This window comes from Erythrobacter sp. MTPC3, from assembly GCF_042854385.1.
In the GTDB taxonomy this organism is placed as follows: domain Bacteria; phylum Pseudomonadota; class Alphaproteobacteria; order Sphingomonadales; family Sphingomonadaceae; genus Erythrobacter.
The window spans coordinates 13,581-33,470 of the sequence record NZ_BTGP01000012.1 but is presented as its reverse complement, the minus strand read 5'-3'; the positions used below and the strand labels follow the sequence as shown (position 1 = coordinate 33,470).

Annotated in this window: 17 protein-coding genes; 8 read left to right on the top strand and 9 right to left on the bottom strand. The window is 59.6% G+C overall.

Translation table 11 applies throughout. From position 1 onward, the window contains the following. Nucleotides 1-16 precede the first annotated feature (16 nt). The 6 genes from ACGHU1_RS15035 to ACGHU1_RS15010 all read right to left on the bottom strand — a co-directional run bounded on the left by ACGHU1_RS15035 (nt 17) and on the right by ACGHU1_RS15010 (nt 6,730). Entirely contained in the window at nt 17-436 is a 420-nt protein-coding gene (locus ACGHU1_RS15035) for a hypothetical protein (protein WP_390588266.1), read from the bottom strand. Nucleotides 437-554: 118 nt separating this feature from the next. Further along, nucleotides 555-2,441: an ATP-binding protein gene (locus ACGHU1_RS15030; RefSeq protein ID WP_390588264.1), complete on the bottom strand. Its 1,887-nt coding sequence runs from the start codon at nt 2,439-2,441 to the stop codon at nt 555-557. 546 nt (nt 2,442-2,987) lie between these two features. Further along, nucleotides 2,988-3,725, bottom strand: a complete 738-nt coding sequence (locus ACGHU1_RS15025) for a LuxR C-terminal-related transcriptional regulator (protein ID WP_390588262.1) — start codon at nt 3,723-3,725, stop codon at nt 2,988-2,990. Nucleotides 3,726-3,927: 202 nt separating this feature from the next. Further along, entirely contained in the window at nt 3,928-4,611 is a 684-nt protein-coding gene (locus ACGHU1_RS15020; protein WP_390588261.1) for a PIG-L deacetylase family protein, read from the bottom strand. Between the two features lie 9 nt (nt 4,612-4,620). Then, entirely contained in the window at nt 4,621-5,523 is a 903-nt protein-coding gene (locus tag ACGHU1_RS15015; protein ID WP_390588260.1) for a methionyl-tRNA formyltransferase, read from the bottom strand. 4 nt (nt 5,524-5,527) lie between these two features. After that, nucleotides 5,528-6,730 (bottom strand): glycosyltransferase family 4 protein, encoded by a 1,203-nt coding sequence (locus tag ACGHU1_RS15010; protein WP_390588259.1) that lies wholly within the window; start codon nt 6,728-6,730, stop codon nt 5,528-5,530. 391 nt (nt 6,731-7,121) lie between these two features. On the opposite strand from ACGHU1_RS15010, the gene ACGHU1_RS15005 reads away from it, so the two are divergent. The 4 genes from ACGHU1_RS15005 to ACGHU1_RS14990 are packed head-to-tail and all read left to right on the top strand — an operon-like array spanning nt 7,122 to nt 11,993. Continuing rightward, nucleotides 7,122-9,260, top strand: a complete 2,139-nt coding sequence (locus ACGHU1_RS15005) for a polysaccharide biosynthesis protein (protein ID WP_390588257.1) — start codon at nt 7,122-7,124, stop codon at nt 9,258-9,260. Between the two features lie 3 nt (nt 9,261-9,263). Then, complete coding sequence (locus tag ACGHU1_RS15000) at nt 9,264-10,505, top strand: DegT/DnrJ/EryC1/StrS family aminotransferase (protein ID WP_390588255.1); 1,242 nt, start codon at nt 9,264-9,266, stop codon at nt 10,503-10,505. Continuing rightward, complete coding sequence (locus ACGHU1_RS14995; protein ID WP_390588254.1) at nt 10,502-11,356, top strand: sulfotransferase family protein; 855 nt, start codon at nt 10,502-10,504, stop codon at nt 11,354-11,356. The genes ACGHU1_RS15000 and ACGHU1_RS14995 overlap by 4 nt, the downstream gene beginning before the upstream one ends. 58 nt (nt 11,357-11,414) lie before the next feature. Beyond that, nucleotides 11,415-11,993: a polysaccharide biosynthesis/export family protein gene (locus ACGHU1_RS14990; protein ID WP_390588253.1), complete on the top strand. Its 579-nt coding sequence runs from the start codon at nt 11,415-11,417 to the stop codon at nt 11,991-11,993. A gap of 111 nt (nt 11,994-12,104) precedes the next feature. On the opposite strand, the gene ACGHU1_RS14985 is transcribed toward ACGHU1_RS14990, so the two are convergent. The 3 genes from ACGHU1_RS14985 to ACGHU1_RS14975 are packed head-to-tail and all read right to left on the bottom strand — an operon-like array spanning nt 12,105 to nt 14,965. After that, complete coding sequence (locus ACGHU1_RS14985; protein WP_390588252.1) at nt 12,105-13,295, bottom strand: glycosyltransferase family 4 protein; 1,191 nt, start codon at nt 13,293-13,295, stop codon at nt 12,105-12,107. Nucleotides 13,296-13,298: 3 nt separating this feature from the next. Next, nucleotides 13,299-14,675: a polysaccharide lyase family 1 protein gene (locus ACGHU1_RS14980; protein WP_390588251.1), complete on the bottom strand. Its 1,377-nt coding sequence runs from the start codon at nt 14,673-14,675 to the stop codon at nt 13,299-13,301. Then, nucleotides 14,672-14,965, bottom strand: a complete 294-nt coding sequence (locus ACGHU1_RS14975) for a hypothetical protein (RefSeq protein ID WP_390588250.1) — start codon at nt 14,963-14,965, stop codon at nt 14,672-14,674. The genes ACGHU1_RS14980 and ACGHU1_RS14975 overlap by 4 nt, the downstream gene beginning before the upstream one ends. Before the next feature lie 182 nt (nt 14,966-15,147). On the opposite strand from ACGHU1_RS14975, the gene ACGHU1_RS14970 reads away from it, so the two are divergent. From ACGHU1_RS14970 to ACGHU1_RS14955, 4 genes are read left to right on the top strand one after another with little or no spacing between them, the layout of a single operon-like run. Next, nucleotides 15,148-16,494 carry an O-antigen ligase family protein gene (locus tag ACGHU1_RS14970; RefSeq protein ID WP_390588248.1) on the top strand — a complete coding sequence of 449 codons (1,347 nt, stop codon included), beginning with the start codon at nt 15,148-15,150 and terminating at the stop codon, nt 16,492-16,494. After that, nucleotides 16,494-17,846, top strand: a complete 1,353-nt coding sequence (locus ACGHU1_RS14965) for a lipopolysaccharide biosynthesis protein (RefSeq protein WP_390588247.1) — start codon at nt 16,494-16,496, stop codon at nt 17,844-17,846. Before ACGHU1_RS14970 ends, ACGHU1_RS14965 begins: the two co-directional genes overlap by 1 nt. Beyond that, a complete protein-coding gene (locus ACGHU1_RS14960) occupies nt 17,843-19,030 on the top strand; it encodes a glycosyltransferase family 4 protein (RefSeq protein WP_390588245.1) in 1,188 nt (395 codons plus the stop codon). Before ACGHU1_RS14965 ends, ACGHU1_RS14960 begins: the two co-directional genes overlap by 4 nt. Then, entirely contained in the window at nt 19,027-19,875 is an 849-nt protein-coding gene (locus tag ACGHU1_RS14955; RefSeq protein WP_390588244.1) for a sulfotransferase domain-containing protein, read from the top strand. The genes ACGHU1_RS14960 and ACGHU1_RS14955 overlap by 4 nt, the downstream gene beginning before the upstream one ends. Nucleotides 19,876-19,890 lie beyond the last annotated feature (15 nt).

Genomic DNA, 19,890 nt, shown 5'->3' with positions numbered 1-19,890 from the left:
GCCGGCTACTGCCCACCTATTCCTTTGCCCGCTTGCCAGTCCATGGGCCCCTAAGTCCCCGGTCATTCTTCAGGCTGCTGAGATGCGCGACAGCTTGCGGATAGAGTTCGATAACCTGACGGCAATTGGCATCAAAGCGCATGGCCTGACAGGCTGTATAGGATTGTTCCCAGCGGGCGATCTCGTGCCGTTTGATGCAGCCTGGACCTTTGCACATTACGCCCGGACCGGGCAGCAGCTTCACGTCGAACAGTCGGGCCGGGGTGAAATCGGCAGAGCGATTAGAGGGCGCAGGCACCGCGCGAACCGGTTCGCCAAGGCGCGCACCAAAAGCAGGGCCTTGATTCAAAGGGCTGGCGAGGGTCGGCGCGCAGGCAGGCAAAGCCAATGCCGATAGAGCAAGCATGACAGCGGTGCGAGGACGGGAAAAAGTCATCGTATATGGCCTCCGAAATGAGCAAACGGCCCGGCGGGTTTCGATACGCCGGAACTTGCAATTCAGTATCGCAGGATTGGCGGGCGCAGGATGGGGCAGATCACCCAAATCGGAGCAGTCAGCCCGAACCCTTTCCCGCGAACCGCAGCCGTGCGGTTGTCCCTTCGCCCGCGGTTGACGCCATGCTGAAGTGAAAGCGGTATCGCTGCGCCAGATCATGCACGATCGCCAGCCCCAACCCGTCTCCGGTGGAGTTTTCGGATTTTACCCCGGATCGCTGGGCATCGGCGAGCGCGGCCTGATCCATCCCCTTGCCATTGTCGATGACGGTAAATTCGCACTGGTCGTCTCCGCGAACCTGCAACTGGATCTCGGTCGCCTCCGAATGCCTCAGCGCGTTCGCCACGAGGTTGCTGATCGCGCGGATCAGCGCCAGCGGAGGGACAGTCGTAGTGCAGTCGCCGCCTTCGATGATGAACGCGACGCCCGCTTCGGCGGCCTCCCCTGCGAACATGTCGTGCACCGCGCGCGTGATGACTTCGAGCGGGTAGGCCTCTATCGCTGCGTCCGCGCTGCCCGCGATCTGATCGTCCGAGGCAGAATATTCGCGGGTCAGGTTTTCCAGATAGCCGATTGCATCGCCGAGCCGCGAACGGAGGGCGGGTGATAGACGTTCCGCCTCGCTATCAAGCGCCACGCGCAGACCCAGGATCGGCTGGCGAATATCGTGGCTCGCCGCTGCAAGCTGCGCTTTCCGGCGCGCGGCTGCTTCACGCGCACGGTCATATTCGCGTTCCGCCGCGAGCAGCCGGCGGTCGGTTTCCGCCTGCGCTTCCAAAGCGGCAATCCGCTCTTTGCTTTCGCGCGCCTGATCACGCAGGAACGATTTGAACTCCAGCAATCCAAACGCGAGATAGGTGAGCGATATTGCGACCCGCTCAATCGCGAGCATGGTGACCCATTGATCCGCGGGCATATCGGGGAACAGGAAATTGCGGCTAAACCCGGCAATCAGCACGGGGATATGCGCCCCGAAAAACAGTATCTTTGCAGCGCGCGAATTCACCAGCTCGCGCCACATGACCAGCAGCGACGGGGCGAGCGGCAGGTAGTAAACTACGAAGACAAGACTGCGCAGTTCGCTCGGCTCGGTTCTGGTCCACGCAAAAGCATACAGCGCAAATCCCGCGCCGCAGAACGCCAGCGCCGCCTTTGGATAACCGTATTTGCGAAATGCGAAAAAGGTGAGGATGTAACCGGCCAATGCGGTGACGCTGGTGTATATGACATATGTCATGCCGACATCTTCTGCCGAAGCGCCCGAGGTAAATCCCAGCGCGGGGACAATCGGCTGCGTCAATGCAAACGCGTAATAGGCGGTCATGAACAGGATGATGGGCGACCGGCGGATGATCGCCATGATCGCCATTCCAAACCCGGCCAAGATAATGACCGAATACGTGGCCGCCTGAAACGCCGCTTCGCGCATCTGCGTCCGTACGATCTGGCTTTGGTCGAGCACGGAGATTGTAGGGTAGAGCGATGACGCGGTGTTGATGAGGATCAGTGTTTGCGAACCTGCGGGCAGATCAAAACTGGATGAGCTCGACATGTGCAGATATCGCTCTGCACCGGCAGTGCCGCCATCTTCGCCCAGGATTGGCCGAAGTTCGCCGCTGGCGTCCACGATCCACGCTTTGGGAAGCACGGTCAGTTGGCCGCGCAGCACCAGCCGCTGTTCGGAAAGATCGCCGGATGCCTGCGGGACCGTAATTACAGCGGCTGTCCAGCGGGTCATGCTGTCGCCTTTGGTGCGGGGATCGCTGGCCAAGGGATCAAACGCGCCAGCTTTGAAAAGGGCAAGAGCCGCGCGCGCGTTCAGCTCAGTTTCGGGATCGCTATAATAAGTCGCGGTTTCCAGCGTGATGGCTGGCTCAGCGGAAACGGAGCGAGCCGGAGCGGTCTGGGCGAAGAGAGTGGACGCGCCGAGTAAGGCGAACAGCATCGCCGCCAGCCATCTTAAAAATGCTCGTCCCCCCATAGGCCCGTGTTTAAGCCCATCGGACAGTGCAAACACAAATGAATTGTTGGCAGGTTTCGGCGTTCACCCGTGCGCAATCTGACGGGAGCATGCTCGCTTGCGGTTACTGGCGGCGGGTGAGTATAGTGCCCAAGGGGTGCGACCGAAGGGCAGCTATGAGCTAATCCGGTATGACCGCGCAATCCACTCCGATTGACGTTCTCCGAACAAGATCATCCCGAGCCAATGCGCCTGCGCGACTTGTTTCGCGGTGCTATGCTAATTTGTGTTTGGTGCCCCGAAGGGCGGTGTTTTTCGCATTTCGCGGTGCAGTGCTGTTCTATGGCCTCTATTTGCAATCGTGCTCTTTCTGGCACCAATTCTGCAAATCAATTCAGGCCCGCGATCCCGATCGCCCCTGCATGTATCGTTTGGCTGGACCGGCCGGCATCCTCTCCCAAGGGTACTCGCTCAATCTGCCGTTTGAAAGTGTCGGGTACGGTGCTGCCGGCCCCGATCCTTCGCATAGGATCAGACTGCGGCAGATGTTTCCAGCAGCCGCTCTTCGTGATCGCCGCTTTCGTTGGCAGCAACAGTGACGTCCTGTGTTTTCAATTCGACACCGTTGTTTACGGCCCAGATCGCAGCCTGCGTGCGGTTTTGCGCGCCCAGTTTACGAAGGATCGCTTTCACGTGCACTTTGACGGTTGCTTCGCTGATATTGAGGTGTCCCGCGATAACCTTGTTAGGTGAACCGAGGATCAGGTAGCGCAGCGTCTCGATCTCGCGCTCGGAAAGCAGGTTCAAGAGCTCGCGATCTGACATTGCCGGGATCGCACCGCGCGTCCAGCGGCGTGGAAGGCCCAGCGCAAGTTCGCTCGGCATGACTTTTTCGCCCATGTTCACAAGCTTGAGCGATTCGATCAGCGGCTCGCAGCCGATACGTTTTACGATGTATCCATCGACGCCAGCACGAAATGCCGCGACCATGGTATCGAAATCGAAATCATTGCTGAGCACGACGATCCTTGCATCAGGCATCTCTTGCTGAAGCTGCTCTACTTCCGAACACAGATTATCGTCTTCATTCTCATCAAGAATGACCAGGCGCGGGCACGGCGAGCGGTCTGCTGTCTTCAGCAGCCCCAAACTTGAATCGTGGGATTCTGTCACTGAAAAATCTTTGCCGTGTAGAATACGGCTCATACCTTCGCGTGCGAGTGTATTCCTACTCACAATCGCAACCGGCACAGGTGCTTGGCAAGACATTGCGTTACCTCCTTCGAGTTAGTCCCCTGCGACCCGAAGAATTTCGCTCCCCCTAAAGCCTAAGCTGCCCCTAATTTTTTTTTCGGTAGCCCGGTGTTTATGAGCGCTAGTTTACGCGCATTTACCTAGCCATAAAGCCATACCTGTGTCGAGTCTCAAATTGGCACAGGTGCCTCACGTCGCTTGATTTTTTTAGTCAAAGTTAGCTGATTTCGCGAATCATCATGAACGCTTCTGCAGCCTCCAGAAAAGCGGTTGAACCCCTTAGGGTTGCTAGGGCTCGGATGGTTTTCAGCGACCTCTCATCAGGGGTAGGCTTCACCTGACTTTTGAACCGTTCAAAGGCATTCAGTTTACGCTCCAGCGTATTCGAAATATCGAAAAATACATTCGGAATGAACGCTTCGGTGATGCCAGGAGCGGCCCAATTGGTCTCCGACAGGGTTTCATACGCATAGATTCGCTGGGGAATCGCCCGAGTCCTTGGCCGGGCAGCGACCAGTGCAGCGGTGAAAATCAGGCGGTGATCGCGGTGAATATCGCCAAGAAACGGGATGAAGAGCGAATCGGGCGCGACGTCGCTTACCACGTGGCCGATCGCCGCGTTGAGTTCCGCGCCGGGGATCGTATCGAGCCGTGCTGCGGGAAGATCGAGGAAATGGCATTTTTTCACGCCTAGCATTTCGTGCGCCTCGGCCAGCTCTGCGCGGACCTGTTCCACCATCGCGGCCGGAAAGGCTGGCTCATACCCCTTGGTCACGACGGCAACGTGCACTTCGTGTCCGGCATCGGCCAGCCGGGCCATCGTTCCCCCGCAGCCCAGCACCTCGTCATCAGGGTGGGGCGCGAGAATCAGCACTTTTCCAAGGTGTGAAACACCTGTCATCTTCTGCTCCTATGATCCGCCAAGGACCGCGTGCATCCGCACCGGCTTTGTGCCTGACACGTCCCATTCCTCGGCGCGCAGCAGACCATCGCCGGTCACTATGTCGAAGGTGTCATCGGTCATCGCGACGATTTGCCCGATTGTGCCGTGATGTACGGTATTTGGCAGCGGGCGTGCCTGCCAGATGGTAAGCTGACCGTCGTCGTAATCGCACGATGCGCCCGGATAGGGGCGCCCCACGGCGCGGATCAGGCGGTCAATCTCCTCGGCCGGGCGATGCCAATTGATCCTGCCGTCCGACGGGCGCCTGCGGGCGGCGAAGGTGGCGCAGGCTTCATCCTGCTTCTCGCGCCGCGGGTTGTCAGAGGACAGCTCGGCAATCGCTCCGCGCGTCATCGCATCGAGCGCCGCCATGTGCTTGTCATACAGCGTCCGGGCAGTCTCACGCGGGGCGACATGGAAAAACCGCTGCTCCAATATGTCCCCGGTATCGACGCCGCCATCCATCCAGAACATGGTCGCGCCGCTGATCTTTTCATCGTTGATGATCGTCCACGGAAGCACCGCGCGCCCGCGCATGCGCGGCAGCGGCGCAGGGTGGTATCCGATCACCTTGCCCGGCGCGATATTCATGAATTCCTCGCGGCAGATCTGTGACCAGCCAACCACAAAGATATAGTCTGGTGCGGCCTTTCGAAATGCATCGATGGCGGTGTCATCATTGATGTTGCGGACCCCGATTAAATCGACGCCGTGCTCTTTTGCGATGGGCGCAAGGTCAACAAAATCGGAGTGCCGTTTGGCAAGGTCGGGTGTCAGTGTGGCGACAAGCGCCAGTTCGCAGTCCGCATCGATCATGGCGCGCATGGCGCAAAGCGTGCTTTCCACCGCGCCGACAAGAGCAATCCGCATGGTGTTATCCAGCCCTTTGCGCTGCGACCGGCGGCGCTGGTGCATCCGCCGGGCCGCGCGCTGCACTGGGCTTGTTCGATGCGCCAGTGGACAGCTCCATCTCTTCCATCAGCAGCGCGTTGACCTTGTTCACATCGTAAACCGTCTCGGCAAGGTGGCGCGAATGCCGACCCATGCTCTCGAGCAGGGCGCGGTCCGCGATCAGTTTTTCCATCGCTTCGGCTAGGCTCCCGGCATCGCGCGGTTTGACCAGATAACCGTTTTCCCCGTCGGACACGGCATCGCGGCACCCCGGCATATCGGTCGTGATGACAGCGCGGCCCACGGCGAGCGCCTCCAGAATCGTGCGCGGCAATCCTTCGCGGTAATATGTCGGCAGCACGAAGACGTGCGATGCCCGTAAAAACCCTGGCACATCGTCCGTTTCTGGCAAGACTTCGACCGGATAATCGCGTGTCAGCTGCTCTATGTCGGCATCGTCCAGCCCGGTCGGGTTGCTGGGTTCGGGCCGGCCAATCAGGCTGAAGCGCGCATCAAGCCCGCGGTCTTTCAGCATTTTGGCAGCGCGGGCGTATTCCCACACGCCCTTGTCCTCCATCAGTCTGCCGATCATCAGGAAACGCGGCGATCCTTCAGGCGGCGGTGCCGATACGAACCGGGTCAAATCCACACCCGAACCCGGCACCTGAAGCACCGGTGAGGCTTTGTCGATAATGCCGGAATCCAGCATGTCCTGCCGGTCATCCGAGTTGAAAACGAAGATGCGCTTTGCCGGGACGAGACCGGCGCGGTAAAGGCGGCAGAATACCGATTTAAGCAGCCCCCTGCCTGATGCCGCGTCGCTGAACAGATAGCCCAGCCCTGACATGAGCGCGTAATACCGGTCAATACCGGCAATGCGGCACGCAATCCCGCCGTAGATAATCGGTTTCTGGGTGTAGGCGACCACCACGTCGGGCCGCTCTTCGCGGAACAGCGACACGTATTCGCCAATCGTCTTCAGATCGGCCAGCGGATTGGTCCCTGCGCGCGCCATCGAGACGGTCCGAAACGCAATGCCCATCTCCGCCAGCTTGGCTGCGACCTTGGGATCATCGTCCGGAGCGACCGCAATCACTTCATGTCCGGCACCGCGCATCGCCTCGAGCAACTTTCCGCGAAAGTTGACCAGCGAAAACGCCAGGCTTGATAGGACGACGATCTTCAACGCGTTTCTCCTTGGAGGCTCCGGCTGCGGATCCGGCGGCGCTCGTGCAATGCCCCAAGGCGCACTGCAACCAAACCGGTATTCGGTTGGATAGGCTAAAGAAAGCCAGCCAGCCGCATGCGCTTATAGCGGCATCTAAGGAGAGGCGCTGCAACCCTTTGGAGAGCGCGGCGACTACTCTTTCGGGCAGGGGCAATTCCCCACGTGCGCCCGGTTAGTCGGTCAGATGCCCTTCCGGCTAATGGCTCTAAGAGCAAGTGCGCCGATATCTGGCCGCGGTTATTATGGGAAAATACTGAAGTCGAGATCCAGTCAAAGCCGCCGTTTGAACCGCATCGGGCAAACATTCGCGGCGTGAGTGCTGGACCTGCAAAAGGATGCAAGCCGGGTAATGAGTGTCATCGCCGATAAAACTGGTGAGCAGATCGATGAAGCGGTTGCCGATGCGCCTGCCGCGAACGACGTGCACGTTGACCGCGCTGGCCGGCTGACGCGGCTTTCGCGGTTCTTTGCGGAAAGGTTCGGCATCGCGCCTGCTTTTATGTGGCGTAAGGCAATCCGGCTAACGGGTGTTATGACGCTCGATTTTCTGGCCATTGCCGGTACATTTGCGCTGCTTTTGCCGTTCCTTCAGCCGCGTCTCGCGCTGCCTGAGTGGATCGGCAACATGCCGGTGTTTATCCTCGCCGCGAGCGCGCTGACAGTTGCATTGCTTTATCTTGCCGGATTGTACCGCCGCAGTTGGCGATTCACCGCGCTGACCGATTGTCTCGTCATGGCATTGAATATCGCCATCGCGCTCGCTGTGACCTGGGCTACGATGTGGTTTGCCGTTGGCAGCCCGCGCAGCGCTCCCGATATCGTGGTGCTCGCCATTCTGCATTTCTGCCTTTCGTTCCTTGTCATGCAGGTCATGCGCCTGGCGCGCAGGGCGCTGCGGTATGTGCCGATTTTCGGTGTGGCCTCGATCCCGCGGACTGCCGATGCGGGCGAGCGTGAGAAAGTGCTGCTGATCGGCCGGGCCAACTGGGCCGAATCCTTGATAAAGGTCACCCAGCCCGACAAGTCTTCACCAGTTTATGTTGTCGGCATTCTATTGCCGGAGGCGGAGGGGCCGATCGCACAAATCCGCGGTGTACCCGTGCTGGGTTTCCCCGAGCATCTCGCATCCGCAATCCTCAACCTCGAACAGCGCAATCGCAGCATCGACAGCATCATTGTCTGCGATGACGCGGTCAATCTAAGCTCGCGCGATATCGCCGCCATATCCAAGCGAGCGCGCGATTTCGGGATCAAGCTGCTGCGCGTCGGCGATGATTGGGGCCACCTGCTGGGCCGGACAACGAAATCCGGACTTGATACCCTTTCTACAGCCGATCTTTTGGGCCGCCGCGAATTTGAAACGCGCGAGGCCACGATTTCCCGCCAGATTGCAGGCGATACCGTTCTGGTTACCGGGGCCGGTGGCACCATCGGCAGCGAGCTTGTGCGTCAGCTTGCCGGGTTCAAGCCGAGCCGGATCGTCCTGCTCGATAACAGCGAATACAACCTTTATTCGGTCGAACAGCAGATCCGCAACCAGTTCCCCGAACAGACGCTGTCCATCGCACTGTGCGATATTCGCAACGCGTCAGAAGTGCGGCGGGTGTTCAAACAGCACGAACCGGCAATCATCTATCACGCCGCCGCTCTCAAACATGTGCCCATCGTCGAGGCGAACCCCGGCGCGGGCGCTCACACCAACATCATCGGTACGAAAAACGTCGCAGATGCCGTGTGCGAATTTGGCGCGCGGGCGATGGTCCAGGTCAGTACCGACAAGGCTGTAAATCCGGTCGGGATCATGGGCGCGACAAAGCGTGTGGGCGAGCTTTATGCCCAGTCGCTTGACCTGTGCGGTATCGACGATCCCGATGCGCCGCGTTTCATGACGGTGCGGTTCGGCAACGTGCTGGGTTCATCCGGTTCGGTGGTTCCGCTGTTCAAAAGCCAGCTGCTGGCGGGCGGTCCGCTGACGGTGACGCACCCTGATATAGAGCGGTTCTTCATGACCGTGCGCGAGGCGGTGCAACTGATCCTGGAATCCAGTTCATATGCGCTGCACGAAAATACGCCGCGCGGGCGCATCATGGTGCTCGACATGGGCGAGGCGGTGAAAATCGTCGATCTTGCCCGGCGGATGATCCGGATTCACGGTCTGGAGCCAGACGTGGACGTTGCAATTTCCTTCACCGGTCTCAGGCCTGGAGAAAAGCTGTTCGAGGAATTGTTCGACAGCTGCGAAGAACAGCAGGAATCGCAAATTCCCGGTATCTTCGAAGCGCAGTCACATCCCATTCCGCTACCGCTAATTACCCGCGCAATCGAACAGCTCGCACTCGAGGTTGAGAAAGGGAATGAAAGCAATGTGCGCCGCATCACCCACCACCTCACCACGTTGCCCAGCAGCTCGCCGAACCTTGCAGGCTTTGTCACCAACACCGAAGCCCTGTGGCGCGGACGCCCGCTGCAACCGGTTGAGGAGGCATAGGCCATGATCCAGATCGCTGGCGCTGTACACACCGCTCCCGGATCGCAGCATGAAATGCTTTCGCCGGTGCAGTCCGACTGGCCGCGGCACGACGCCGATGAAATTCAGGCGGTAACCCGCGTGCTAGCATCGGGCCGGGTCAACGCGCTCGTCCATGGTGATGAAAACCGGGCATTCGAAGCCGCCTTCGCCGAGTATATCGGAACGCCGCACGCCATCGCCGTCAGCAATGGGACGGTATCGATCGAACTGGCTCTGCGCGCGCTGGGCGTTGGACCGGGCGATGAGGTCATCGTGCCCGCCCGCAGCTTTTTCGCGACGACCAGCGCTGTTGTTGCAGTTGGGGCGAGGCCCGCATTTGCCGATGTCGAGATGGATACCCAGAACATCGATCCCGTTTCGGTTGCCCGTCTGATTGGCCCCGATACCAAGGCGATTGTTTGCGTCCATCTGGCAGGTCAGCCGTGCGACATGGACCAGCTGTGCGAGATCGCAGATGCTCACAATCTCGCGCTGATAGAGGACTGCGCGCAGGCCCACGGTGCGACATGGCGCGGGCGCAAGGTCGGATCATTCGGCGATGCGGGATCATTCTCGTTCTGCACCGACAAGATCATGTCGACCGGCGGCGAAGGCGGAATGCTGGTGCTGCGCGACGAGGATGTCTGGCGCAAGGCGTGGACTTACAAGGACCACGGGAAAGACCCCGTCAGATTGCGCGAAAAATCAAACTCCGCCCCCGGTGAATTTCGGTATTGTCACGACAGTTTCGGCAGCAATTTCCGCATGACAGAGATGCAGGCCGCTATCGGCCAGCGGCAGCTCGCCAAGCTTGATATCTGGGTGGAACAGCGCCGCGCCAACGCCAAAAGCCTGCTGCAAGAGGCTTGTATTCACCCGGCAGTGCGTCCGATGCGGCTGCCGGATACAGCCGAACACGCATTCTACAAATGTTACGTCCGGCTGGATCTGGATGCACTGCCTGCCGGTATCTCCCGGTCAGATGTTGTCGGCGCGCTTATGGCAGAAGGGATCGCCTGCGGCAGCGGGTCATGTCCCGATATGAGCCGGGAGGGCGCTTTCAAACAGCTGGACGTGCGGATTGATGGTGAACTGGCTGCAGCGCACAAGGTCGCGCTGGAAACCGTGATGTTTCAGGTCGATCACACGCTTTCCCCAAGCGATACCGCTCGGTTTGGCCGCACGCTGTGCCAGGTTATCGAACGGCTTGAGATGCAGGCATGACCAATGCCAGGCCACGCCTCGATTTCATCGTGATCGGCGCTATCAAGGCGGCGACCACATGGGTGCAGGCGCAGCTTGGTAATCATCCCGATGTTTTCGTGCCGGATATAGAGCCGCATTTCTTTACGCGTGATCATGATCGCGGCTGGGACTGGTATCGTTCGCTGTTTCCCGATGAAAAAGCGCAAGGCACGCTTTGGGGAGAGAAGACCGCAGATTACCTCGCCAAACCCGAAGCGACCGATCACATTGCGCGCGAATATCCGCAAGCGCGGCTGATCGTTCAGCTGCGCAATCCAATCGACCGTGCATATTCTGACTACAAGATGCTTTATCGGCGCGGAACCGTTTCCGGCCTGCCCGAAGAATATCTGTCATCGCCGGGCAGCGCTCAGCCGCGCTTCCTTAATGACGGCCTTTACGCCCGGCACCTGACACGGTGGCTGGAGCAGTTTTCGCCAGAGCAGCTGCTGGTTTTCACTTTCGACGATGTGAGAGACACTCCGCGCGAAACGTTCCAGGATGTGTGCGATCACATCGGCGCGCGGTTTCATTACGACCCTGATTTCGCCAGCAGGAAACAAAACGACAGCAAGGCGCAGCATCTGCCCCTGCCGGTCCGCAAGGCGCTTTCGCCTCTCAAACCGCTGGCCCACCCGTACCGCGACAGCGCAGTGTTTAAGGCGACGCGCGGACTGTTTGCCAAGAAAATCTCCTATCCGCCGCTATCAGCCGATCTGCGTCAGCGACTGGCGGATTTCTATGCGTATGATGTCGAGGAACTCGGCAAGATGCTGAACCGCGATTTGTCACACTGGCTTGATTTGGAGAAACGGGTCGATGCTGCTTAACTGGCACCGGGCCGAATTTGCTGCGCGACCAAGTGAATTTGAAAAGGAGGGCATACTGATGCTCACATTGTCGAAGAAACTCACCAGAACTGCCATCGCTGCAGCGTCTTTGGCGCTGGTAACAGCGTGTTCGAGCGGGACGGGCGGACTTGCGCCGCTTCAAAGCGCCAGCACAGCCGAATTGCGCGTCGCGCCGGGAGACAAGGTGCGGATTGCCGTGCAGGATCTTGAGCCTGTGTCGGGCGATTACACGATTGATGAAACCGGTTCGATTTCGGTCCCGCTGATCCAGCAGGTCAAGGTGAGCGGCATGACCTATTCCGAGATGGAGGGAGCCATCGCGCTTGCCCTTGCGGAAAAGGATGTCCTTAAAAATCCGAACGTGACGGTTCAGCCGCTGGAGCTGCGGCCCGTCTATATCATGGGCGAAGTACGCCAGCCGGGCGAATATGCATATCGCCAGGGGCTTACCGTGTTTGCCGCGATTTCGATGGCGGGCGGATACACTTACCGCGCGCAAACTGATGAGGTCGCAATCACGCGCACGGTAGGCGATGAAAACGTCACCGGAACAGCCGATGAAGACACGCCGATCATGCCGGGTGACCGGATCAGGATCTACGAACGCTGGTTCTAGTACCGGTCTAAAACGGCGGCGTGATGGCGCGGCGGGTCTGATCAGGGGCTAACCGCCGTGACTGCCCGTTCGCGCGCTGCGATAGGGCATTCGCCGCAGAATTTGCTGCGATCAGTCCAGCAGAGTCTCGTAGACCTGTGTGACGCTTTGCGTGTGCCGCTGTATGCCGAACCGGTCCCGCGCCGAAACGGCAGCGCGCTTCACCATCTGTTCTGTTTCGGCGGGATTATTAAGCAATAATTCGGCGCCGCTGGCCAGCGCCGCTGCGCTTTCAGGCTCGACCAGGTGACCGGTATGCCCGGCCAATGCTTCGGGATTGCCGCCTGAGCTGGTCGCGACCACGGGCGTGCCGACCAGCATTGCCTCAACAAGTGTCCGGCCAAGCGGTTCGCTGATAGCTGGGACCAGCAATTGATCGCAGCCGCCGATCCATTCATGGCCCGGTGTGCGCAGGCCCATGAGCTTTACGCAGTCCTCCACCCCCGATGCGGCAATATGACCGCGCAGCTTCTGTTCCATTTCCGGCACAACGGCCTCGCCAAACATCAAGCCGAAGACCGGGCGATTCAGCCGGGCACGCAATTCCTTGATTGCATCGACGAACAGCAACGGGCGTTTTCGCGGCACGAAACTGCCGATATAGCCAAGGATAAGCGCATCGGCGGGCAGGTCAGCCGCCGAAAGCACCATTGCCCGCGCTTTGTCGCGGTCTACGGTGATCGATGTGTCGAACGGGCTGAAAACAACCTGCGATTTGTCCGCCGCGCTCCAGATTTTGCCTTTGGGCAGGGAAAAGCTTGAGACGGTCAAAACCCGGCTGGCAAGCGCGGGTGCAAGAAAACGCAGGCCCAGGGCGGCCGGGTCGGCGCGGTGATGCCAGACCAATGGCAAACCGGCGGCGCGCGCAGCCAGCGACCATGTCGCATGGGTGCGCCCGTCATTGGAATGGACGAGGTCGATGCCGTTTTCGCGCAAGAACCGGATGCGTTTGGGCAGTCCGGCCAGTGTCTTGAGGTATTTGCGCGGATTGAACGCTTCGTCTGGAGTGAAAGAGGTGCTGGGTCTGGCAGGATCCGACAATTGTTCGAACGCTCCAAAATGCCGTGCGATTTTTCCATCGGGTATTTCGGGCACAATCAAGATACGGAACCGGCCCGGATCCAGATTTTCAAGCAGGCCGAGCAGCGAAATATGACTGCCCCCGATACTGTCGCCTGCAAACGGGTAACAGATCGTTTTGCGCTGGGGCACATCCTTTGAGGCATCTTGCGAGACCGGCACAGACAGATCGACGGCGTTCATGGGTCAGCCCTGTCCAGCGCGCAGCACGCTGTCGCGGTAGGTCAGGAAATCTTCAAAATTGGACACGCCATTGCCGTCCGTATCAGCCCATGGGTCGAAGACCTGCGGACTTGATCCATGGCTGACTTCCCACGCATCATCCATGCCGTCCTTGTCCATATCGGCATAGGCATTGCCCTTCGCGATCTCGGGAATCCTGCCCGGACCTGAAACAATGCTTCCGGACCGGGATGTTATGTCCGAAGCAACGCGGCTGTCGATTGCATCGCGCGGCCAGGCTCCCGCATTCGCGAGCGTGCTGGCATAACCCTGCGATGCACTTTTAGGCTGGATCGTAGGCGGGCAGGGAGCCTGCGCGACCTGTGCCTGCTGCGCTGCGCTGGAGATGTGGTCGAAATTGCCGGTAAAGGCATTGTCCCAGATGTAAATTCTTGCATCGCCTGTCGATCCGATCGTCTCGAGTGCAATGCCTTGCGTATTCCGATGGGAATTTGGGCCTTTGACGAAGGTGTTGCCGATGATCGATACCGGCGTTCCTCTGTAACTTTCCCACACTTCCGCGAATTGGGATTCCGCGTTGTAGAGGACGTTGTTCATCACCTCCACGCATGATCCCGGCGGGAAATTGATGTCGGGGTTGCGGTCCCCGTTATGCGCGCAGATATTTCCGATAAAGCTTAGGCGCTGCGCATCCTTGGGATCGCTGCCAAGCAGGGCGCATTTGTCATGCCGGGGAATGCCGTAAGCAAAGATCGAATTGCTGATCGTGATTTCGTCATTGTCGCCGTAGCCATTGATGAGTTCATCGCTGGCCCAGCTGGCGCTGACATGATCGATCACGACCTTGCGGCTGTTTTCGATCGTGATCGCGTCGTCGCTTTCGCGATTTGCGCTAAGCCTGTCGAGCCGGATGCGCACATTGCGCACGACGACATCGTGCGTGTTTTTGATCAGGATTGGCGTGCGCGCGTTTCTGCCGCCAGCATGGGTGATCACCACCCCGCCGCCGGGCGCAGTTTGCCCCGCTATGGTAAGATAGGGGTTCTTGATCACGGGCGGCCGCCCGGTGAAGCGGAACACGCCGCCGATACGGAAAACGCAGGTCCGCTTGCCTTTGGAAATCAGGCAGTTTCGCAGCGATCCCGCGCCGGAATCCTCGCGATTGGTAACGTAAATGATCTTTCCGCCGCTGCCGCCTGCGGCGCTTGCTCCGTATCCGAGGGCTGCCGGGAATGCTTTCGCTCCCGATACGGCCTGCGGAGCGGGAGGAGGGGCAGCTTCAACCTTTTCAGCGCAAGCCGAAAGCGCAAGACTGGCGCTGAGTACCAGCACCAGCGGCGCTGGAAGTGCGGCTGCAAAATTTGAAGTGACGCTTGTCATGCCGGTTTCTCCGCCATCGAGTGATCATCTGCGTTGCCTTGCAGCCTATCATAGTCCGGGTTGCGGAAATACTCATACCGCCGCGGCAGCAGCTCTGCGAGGCTCGAGAACACCGCCTGTTTGGCGCGCGGAATTTTCACTTTCCAGCCGTCGCCTTCCTCGATCCGTATCTGGTCCTGCATCCGGTGGCGGCTGTCCGCGACCTGTTGCTGCGCCTTCATCAGCGACCATGCGCTGCCGCAGCCATAGCCTGCTACATGAATCAGCTTGAGGGGGTTGTTGCGTTGCATGGGCGAGGTTTTGCACACTCCTGACCGCCGCAACATCGCCGTAAGGCCGGTGTCCGGGCAAGGTATCTTTGGTATATCCGAAAGGCTAATTACTGGTACGCAGAGTTAGCCCGAATGCGCCGCAGACTGACCGCATAAGCCGTTGTGCCGAAAAGGTGCGGGCTGCAAAGTGCCAGCTGAATATGAGTCAGGATCAGACTTTGAACGACGCTGGCGGTTTCGACGAGCACGGCGCGGCTCCGGCCTATGATGAGCAGGCCGGGGCGCAAGCTATGCCTGTTCTGGATTACGCCAATATCGGCAAGCGTGGCACGATCCAGCGGATAGCCCGGTTCATGCTGTGCGCCTCAATTTTCCTGGCCGGCTGGTCGCTGCTTCGCGTCGGGCCTATTAACCTTACACTTAGCGATGTCCTGCTGATGTTCGTGCTGGTGGTGATGCTGTTCCGCACCCAGCTGAACACCCGCCCGTTCTCGGCGATGACAGTGTTCTGGTTCATCGGGCTTGCGCTGATGCTGGGCGGTCTGTTGCTTAGCACTGTGGTCAACGGAGTGGTCGAACGCTGGGTGATTGTTGCGGGGCAATACCTGTTCGCGTTCCTGCTAATCCCGATGATCCTGATGGGTCAGGAGACGACGCTCACGCGCCGCCTGCCCGCTTTATTCGTTCTGGGCATCACCGTTTCGCAGTTGATCGGGGTTTCCGCCAGCCTGCTGTTCGAACCTGCCGACACGCTGGCGCTGATGGGCAAGGGTTTCCTGACAGGCAATGGCCGTGTCGGCGCGATGACGGGGGAGCCTAATAGTAATGGCGCAATGATCGCCTATGCGCTGCCGATGCTGTTCTATTGCATCCAGAAACGCACAATCCCGCTGGGCATCGGCCTGATATGCGGCGCGATGCTGGTGTGGGGATTGCTAGCGAGCGGATCGTTCACCGGCTTTGCTGCCTCGGTCATCGCGGTCAGCGTTTTTCTGGTGGTATCGGGTCTCGGCCTGTTTCTGCGTTTTGCAGTGGTCGCTGTCGTCGGTGCGGGTTTGTTTGTCGCATCGGGACTGCCTCTACCCGAGACGTTCGAGGACCGCGTGGCAGGCGCGATCTCTACCGGCGACCTTAGCCAGGCTGGCACATTCACCGACCGCTCCAAACTGATCGAGGAGGCTTGGCAAAAAGCCGACGATCACGTCTTTATTGGTCAAGGCGTCGATCAATACCGCGTTGAAAGTTTTTACGGTGCGCCGGTCCACGAACTTCATCTGCTGATCTGGAATGAAGGCGGGGCGATTGCGTTTGTCGGATTGTTGATGCTGCTTTTGATCCTGATCGGCGGCGCGCTTTCGGCTATCACCAAAAGCCGGATGGAAGGCGCGATGATCCTTGCGGTTGTCGCGGTCTTCATGGTCTACTCTTTCTCGATCCCGCACATGTATTCACGCCAGTGGATCTTGCCCGTCCTGCTCGCGATTAGCACCTTTTTCGCCCTGCAACCTGCGCATCTCAAAGCGCCGAAAATGTGGTATCGCAGCTGATGGCCGGCGCTTTTCGCGATGGGCTGGCCGCGATTGGGCCGCGCGGTGTTCTGCGCTCCCGGCTTGAAAGTATCGCGCACCTGCTGACCGGCAGCATCGCGGTTGCAGCGCTAATGGCGGTCAGCACCGTCGTTGCCGCCCGCGCCCTGGGGCCGGAGGCATACGGCGTGCTCGCGCTGGTGTTGACCATCGGGCGAATATGCGAACGTCTGATCCGGTTTGAAAGCTGGCAGCCGCTCATCCGGTTCGGCGCGCAGACCGATATTGAAGGCGATCCGCAGCGGATGGCGCAATTGTTCCTGCTGGGCCTGCTGCTCGATATCGGGTGCGCGCTGCTTGCCGCGGCGATCATGCTGACTGCCGGGTATTTCCTGCTGCCTGTCGTCGGCCTCGACCAGTCGCAGTTTTACCTGCTGGCAATTTTCGCGCCTGCCATTGCCTTTAATGTGCGCGGAGTGCCGACGGCTGCTTTGCGTATGGCCGGACAGTTCAAACGGCTCGCCTATTTCCAGCTTTTCTCGGCAGCTCTGCGGTTCCTTTTTGCAGGTGCTGCCTACTTCATGGGCGCGGATATCGGGACATTCCTGGCGATCTGGACTGCGGCGCAGCTGATCGACACGGCCCTGTTCGGGATACTTGCGCAGCGGGCGCTGAAACAGCTGGGCGTGGCCAATCCGTTAGAGGCGGGGGTCCACGGACTGACAGCACGCTTCCCCGGTTTCATGGGATTTGCATGGTCCACCAACGCGTCGAGCGCGCTGCGCACCTTGACACAGGAGGCCGATACGCTGCTCGTGGGCTCGATGGCTGGTCCGACATCGGCGGGGTTTTACCATATCGCCAAACGCTTCGCCAAAGTCGCCCAGCAGGTCGGCCAGCACGTTCAGACAGTGATCTATCCCGATCTTTCAAGGATGTGGGCGCGCAAGCGTTTCGGCGAAGTTCGCTCGGTCAAATTCAAAGTGCAGGCGACGCTTGGCGGGATGGGGCTGGCGATGGTCGGCGGGGTCTGGTTGATCGGAGAGCCGATTGTGAAGTGGGCGTTCGGCAGCGATTTCGGGACGGTTTATCCGCTGTTGCTGACCCAGCTTTTTGCAGTCGTGCTCATCATGGTCGCGGCACCGTCGCGTTCATCCATGCTCGCAATGAACCGGCCCGGCACTGTGCTCGCCATCGCCTTGATTGCGACAGCGACATTCTTTGCAACCGCGTTCGCCGCGATCCCGGCCTTTGGCGCGATCGGAGCAAATTACGCGCACATCGCGTTCGCGGGGCTGACTGTAATCGCTCTCGAAATAGGGTTTCGCACCGCATACACTCCTGATCACGATCACAGGACGGCTGCGTCATGAATGATCTTTCGCAAAACGAATTTGCCGACAAGCACAACGCTGCGGCAGAGCCCGGACGGGTCGCCTTCGTCCTTCCCGGTCTGCGGGCAGGCGGGTCAGAACACGTGGTCACGTTCGTCGCCGACAGGCTTGCCGAACGTGGCCACGCGGTTGAAATCGTGAATTTCGAAACCGGGGAAGATCCGCCTTACTACACTCCTGACCCAAGGATCGACATCGCGTATCTGGCGCGTCCGGTGAAACGGCGGACGAAACTGGACGCGATGCGCGAAATCGCCGCCCGCATCAGCGATTTGCGCGCGCATTTCACCGCAAGCAAGCCGGACCTCATCATCAGCTTTCTCACGCGCTCCAATGTCCAGACGATCCTGGCGACGCGCGGCCTTGGCATTCCGGTGATCGTGTCCGAACGCAACAATCCAGTGCAGCAAAACCCCGGGAATGTCTGGCGCTGGCTGCGCCGACGAACTTATCCGATGGCGGACGGGCTGGTCACCATGACGCGCGGTGCGATGGAGTGTTTCCCGCCCGCGATGCGCAAACGGTCATGGGTCATTCCAAACATGGCAGAATGGGGCACAACCGCCGCAAAACCGGCTGAAACCGGTGAGACGAAGGTGCTGACCGCAGTTGGCCGCCTGACCCATCAAAAAGGTTTCGACCTGTTGCTTCATGCATTTTCCAAGATTGCGGACAACCATCCGGAATGGACGCTGCGCATCTGGGGCGAGGGGGCCGATCGGGCCGACTTGGAGGCGCTGCGCAGCAATCTAGCCCTGAACGACCGGGTGGAATTGCCCGGCGTGACCAGCGTGCCGGGCGAATGGATCGAAACTGCCGATGCGTTTGTTCTGAGCTCGCGTTTCGAAGGCTGGGGGCTTGTGCTGGGCGAGGCGATGGCCGCCGGTTTGCCGGCAGTGTCGTTTGCCTGCGACTTTGGCCCCGAAGACATGATCACGCACGGCGATGACGGCCTGCTGGTTCCCGATGGCGATGTTGATGCGCTGGCCGATGCGCTTTCGCGCCTGATGCGCGATGAACCGCTCCGCGAAAAACTGGGCGCGCGCGCTCGGGAAACCTCGCAGCAATTCCAACCTGCCAAAATCGGTGAAAAGTGGACCGATATGATCGAGGGCTTTCTGACAGAAGCCGGCGACACCCTCTCTAAAGGAAAAGCACGATGATTACCGCACTCAAGCAACGGGTTCGCGAAATCCGGCGGTCGAACCACGACGCGAAATTGCAGTCCCGGCGCGGGGAAGTGGGGTCGTTTCTGGTGTCCTATCCCAAAAGCGGGCGAACATGGCTGCGATACCTGCTCTCGCTTTACATGGCGCGCGCGTATGATCTGGGGTTTGAACCCGATCTGCTTTCCACGTTTCGCATCCTGCCCAATTACGACCTCGATCAGGAACGCGGGCTCCCCTCGGCAGAGCGGTACAAGGACGGCCAGATGCCGCTCGTCGCGGTAAGCCACCGCGATTACGACGGCGACCTGTTTGGGCAGACCCCGGTCATCATGCTGCTGCGCGATCCGCGCGACGTGCTTGTTTCGTCCTATTTCCACCAGACGCGGCACAAACACCGGTTCGAGGGGGACATCCCCGAATTCATCGAAAGCGGGCAATACGGGGCTGCCAGCATTGCAGATTACCACAATGGCTGGGCCGCCGGTCTGGAGGGTCGCCGCTCGCTCATACTCAGTTACGAAGATATGAGCACCGATACCCACGCAGCCGTGCGCCGGACTCTCGAATTTCTGGGGGTCGCGGTGGACGAGGCTGTGCTGGATGAGGCCGTGCGAAAGGCGCAGTTCGACAAGATGCGCAAAAAGGAAAAACAGACCGGAATTCCCGGCCACGATTACAACCGCGAAGACGCCGATGCATCGCGCGTGCGGCGGGGCAAGGTTGCAGGATACACCGACTACCTTGGCCCTGAAGACGATGCCCGCGTGCAGGAATTGTTCGCCCAGCATCTGACAGACGCGGCCACGGCACTTTATCGCCGCACCGGCTTTATCGCCTGACGCGGCAAGTTCAGC

What these genes read in the sequence shown, in the direction of transcription:
- ACGHU1_RS15035 (WP_390588266.1), bottom strand. Translation starts at nt 436, where the DNA reads ATGACTTTTTCCCGTCCTCGCACCGCTGTCATGCTTGCTCTATCGGCA.
- ACGHU1_RS15030 (WP_390588264.1), bottom strand. Translation starts at nt 2,441, where the DNA reads ATGCTGTTCGCCTTACTCGGCGCGTCCACTCTCTTCGCCCAGACCGCT.
- ACGHU1_RS15025 (WP_390588262.1), bottom strand. Translation starts at nt 3,725, where the DNA reads ATGTCTTGCCAAGCACCTGTGCCGGTTGCGATTGTGAGTAGGAATACA.
- ACGHU1_RS15020 (WP_390588261.1), bottom strand. Translation starts at nt 4,611, where the DNA reads ATGACAGGTGTTTCACACCTTGGAAAAGTGCTGATTCTCGCGCCCCAC.
- ACGHU1_RS15015 (WP_390588260.1), bottom strand. Translation starts at nt 5,523, where the DNA reads ATGCGGATTGCTCTTGTCGGCGCGGTGGAAAGCACGCTTTGCGCCATG.
- ACGHU1_RS15005 (WP_390588257.1), top strand. Translation starts at nt 7,122, where the DNA reads ATGAGTGTCATCGCCGATAAAACTGGTGAGCAGATCGATGAAGCGGTT.
- ACGHU1_RS15000 (WP_390588255.1), top strand. Translation starts at nt 9,264, where the DNA reads ATGATCCAGATCGCTGGCGCTGTACACACCGCTCCCGGATCGCAGCAT.
- ACGHU1_RS14995 (WP_390588254.1), top strand. Translation starts at nt 10,502, where the DNA reads ATGACCAATGCCAGGCCACGCCTCGATTTCATCGTGATCGGCGCTATC.
- ACGHU1_RS14990 (WP_390588253.1), top strand. Translation starts at nt 11,415, where the DNA reads ATGCTCACATTGTCGAAGAAACTCACCAGAACTGCCATCGCTGCAGCG.
- ACGHU1_RS14985 (WP_390588252.1), bottom strand. Translation starts at nt 13,295, where the DNA reads ATGAACGCCGTCGATCTGTCTGTGCCGGTCTCGCAAGATGCCTCAAAG.
- ACGHU1_RS14980 (WP_390588251.1), bottom strand. Translation starts at nt 14,675, where the DNA reads ATGACAAGCGTCACTTCAAATTTTGCAGCCGCACTTCCAGCGCCGCTG.
- ACGHU1_RS14975 (WP_390588250.1), bottom strand. Translation starts at nt 14,965, where the DNA reads ATGCAACGCAACAACCCCCTCAAGCTGATTCATGTAGCAGGCTATGGC.
- ACGHU1_RS14970 (WP_390588248.1), top strand. Translation starts at nt 15,148, where the DNA reads ATGAGTCAGGATCAGACTTTGAACGACGCTGGCGGTTTCGACGAGCAC.
- ACGHU1_RS14965 (WP_390588247.1), top strand. Translation starts at nt 16,494, where the DNA reads ATGGCCGGCGCTTTTCGCGATGGGCTGGCCGCGATTGGGCCGCGCGGT.
- ACGHU1_RS14960 (WP_390588245.1), top strand. Translation starts at nt 17,843, where the DNA reads ATGAATGATCTTTCGCAAAACGAATTTGCCGACAAGCACAACGCTGCG.
- ACGHU1_RS14955 (WP_390588244.1), top strand. Translation starts at nt 19,027, where the DNA reads ATGATTACCGCACTCAAGCAACGGGTTCGCGAAATCCGGCGGTCGAAC.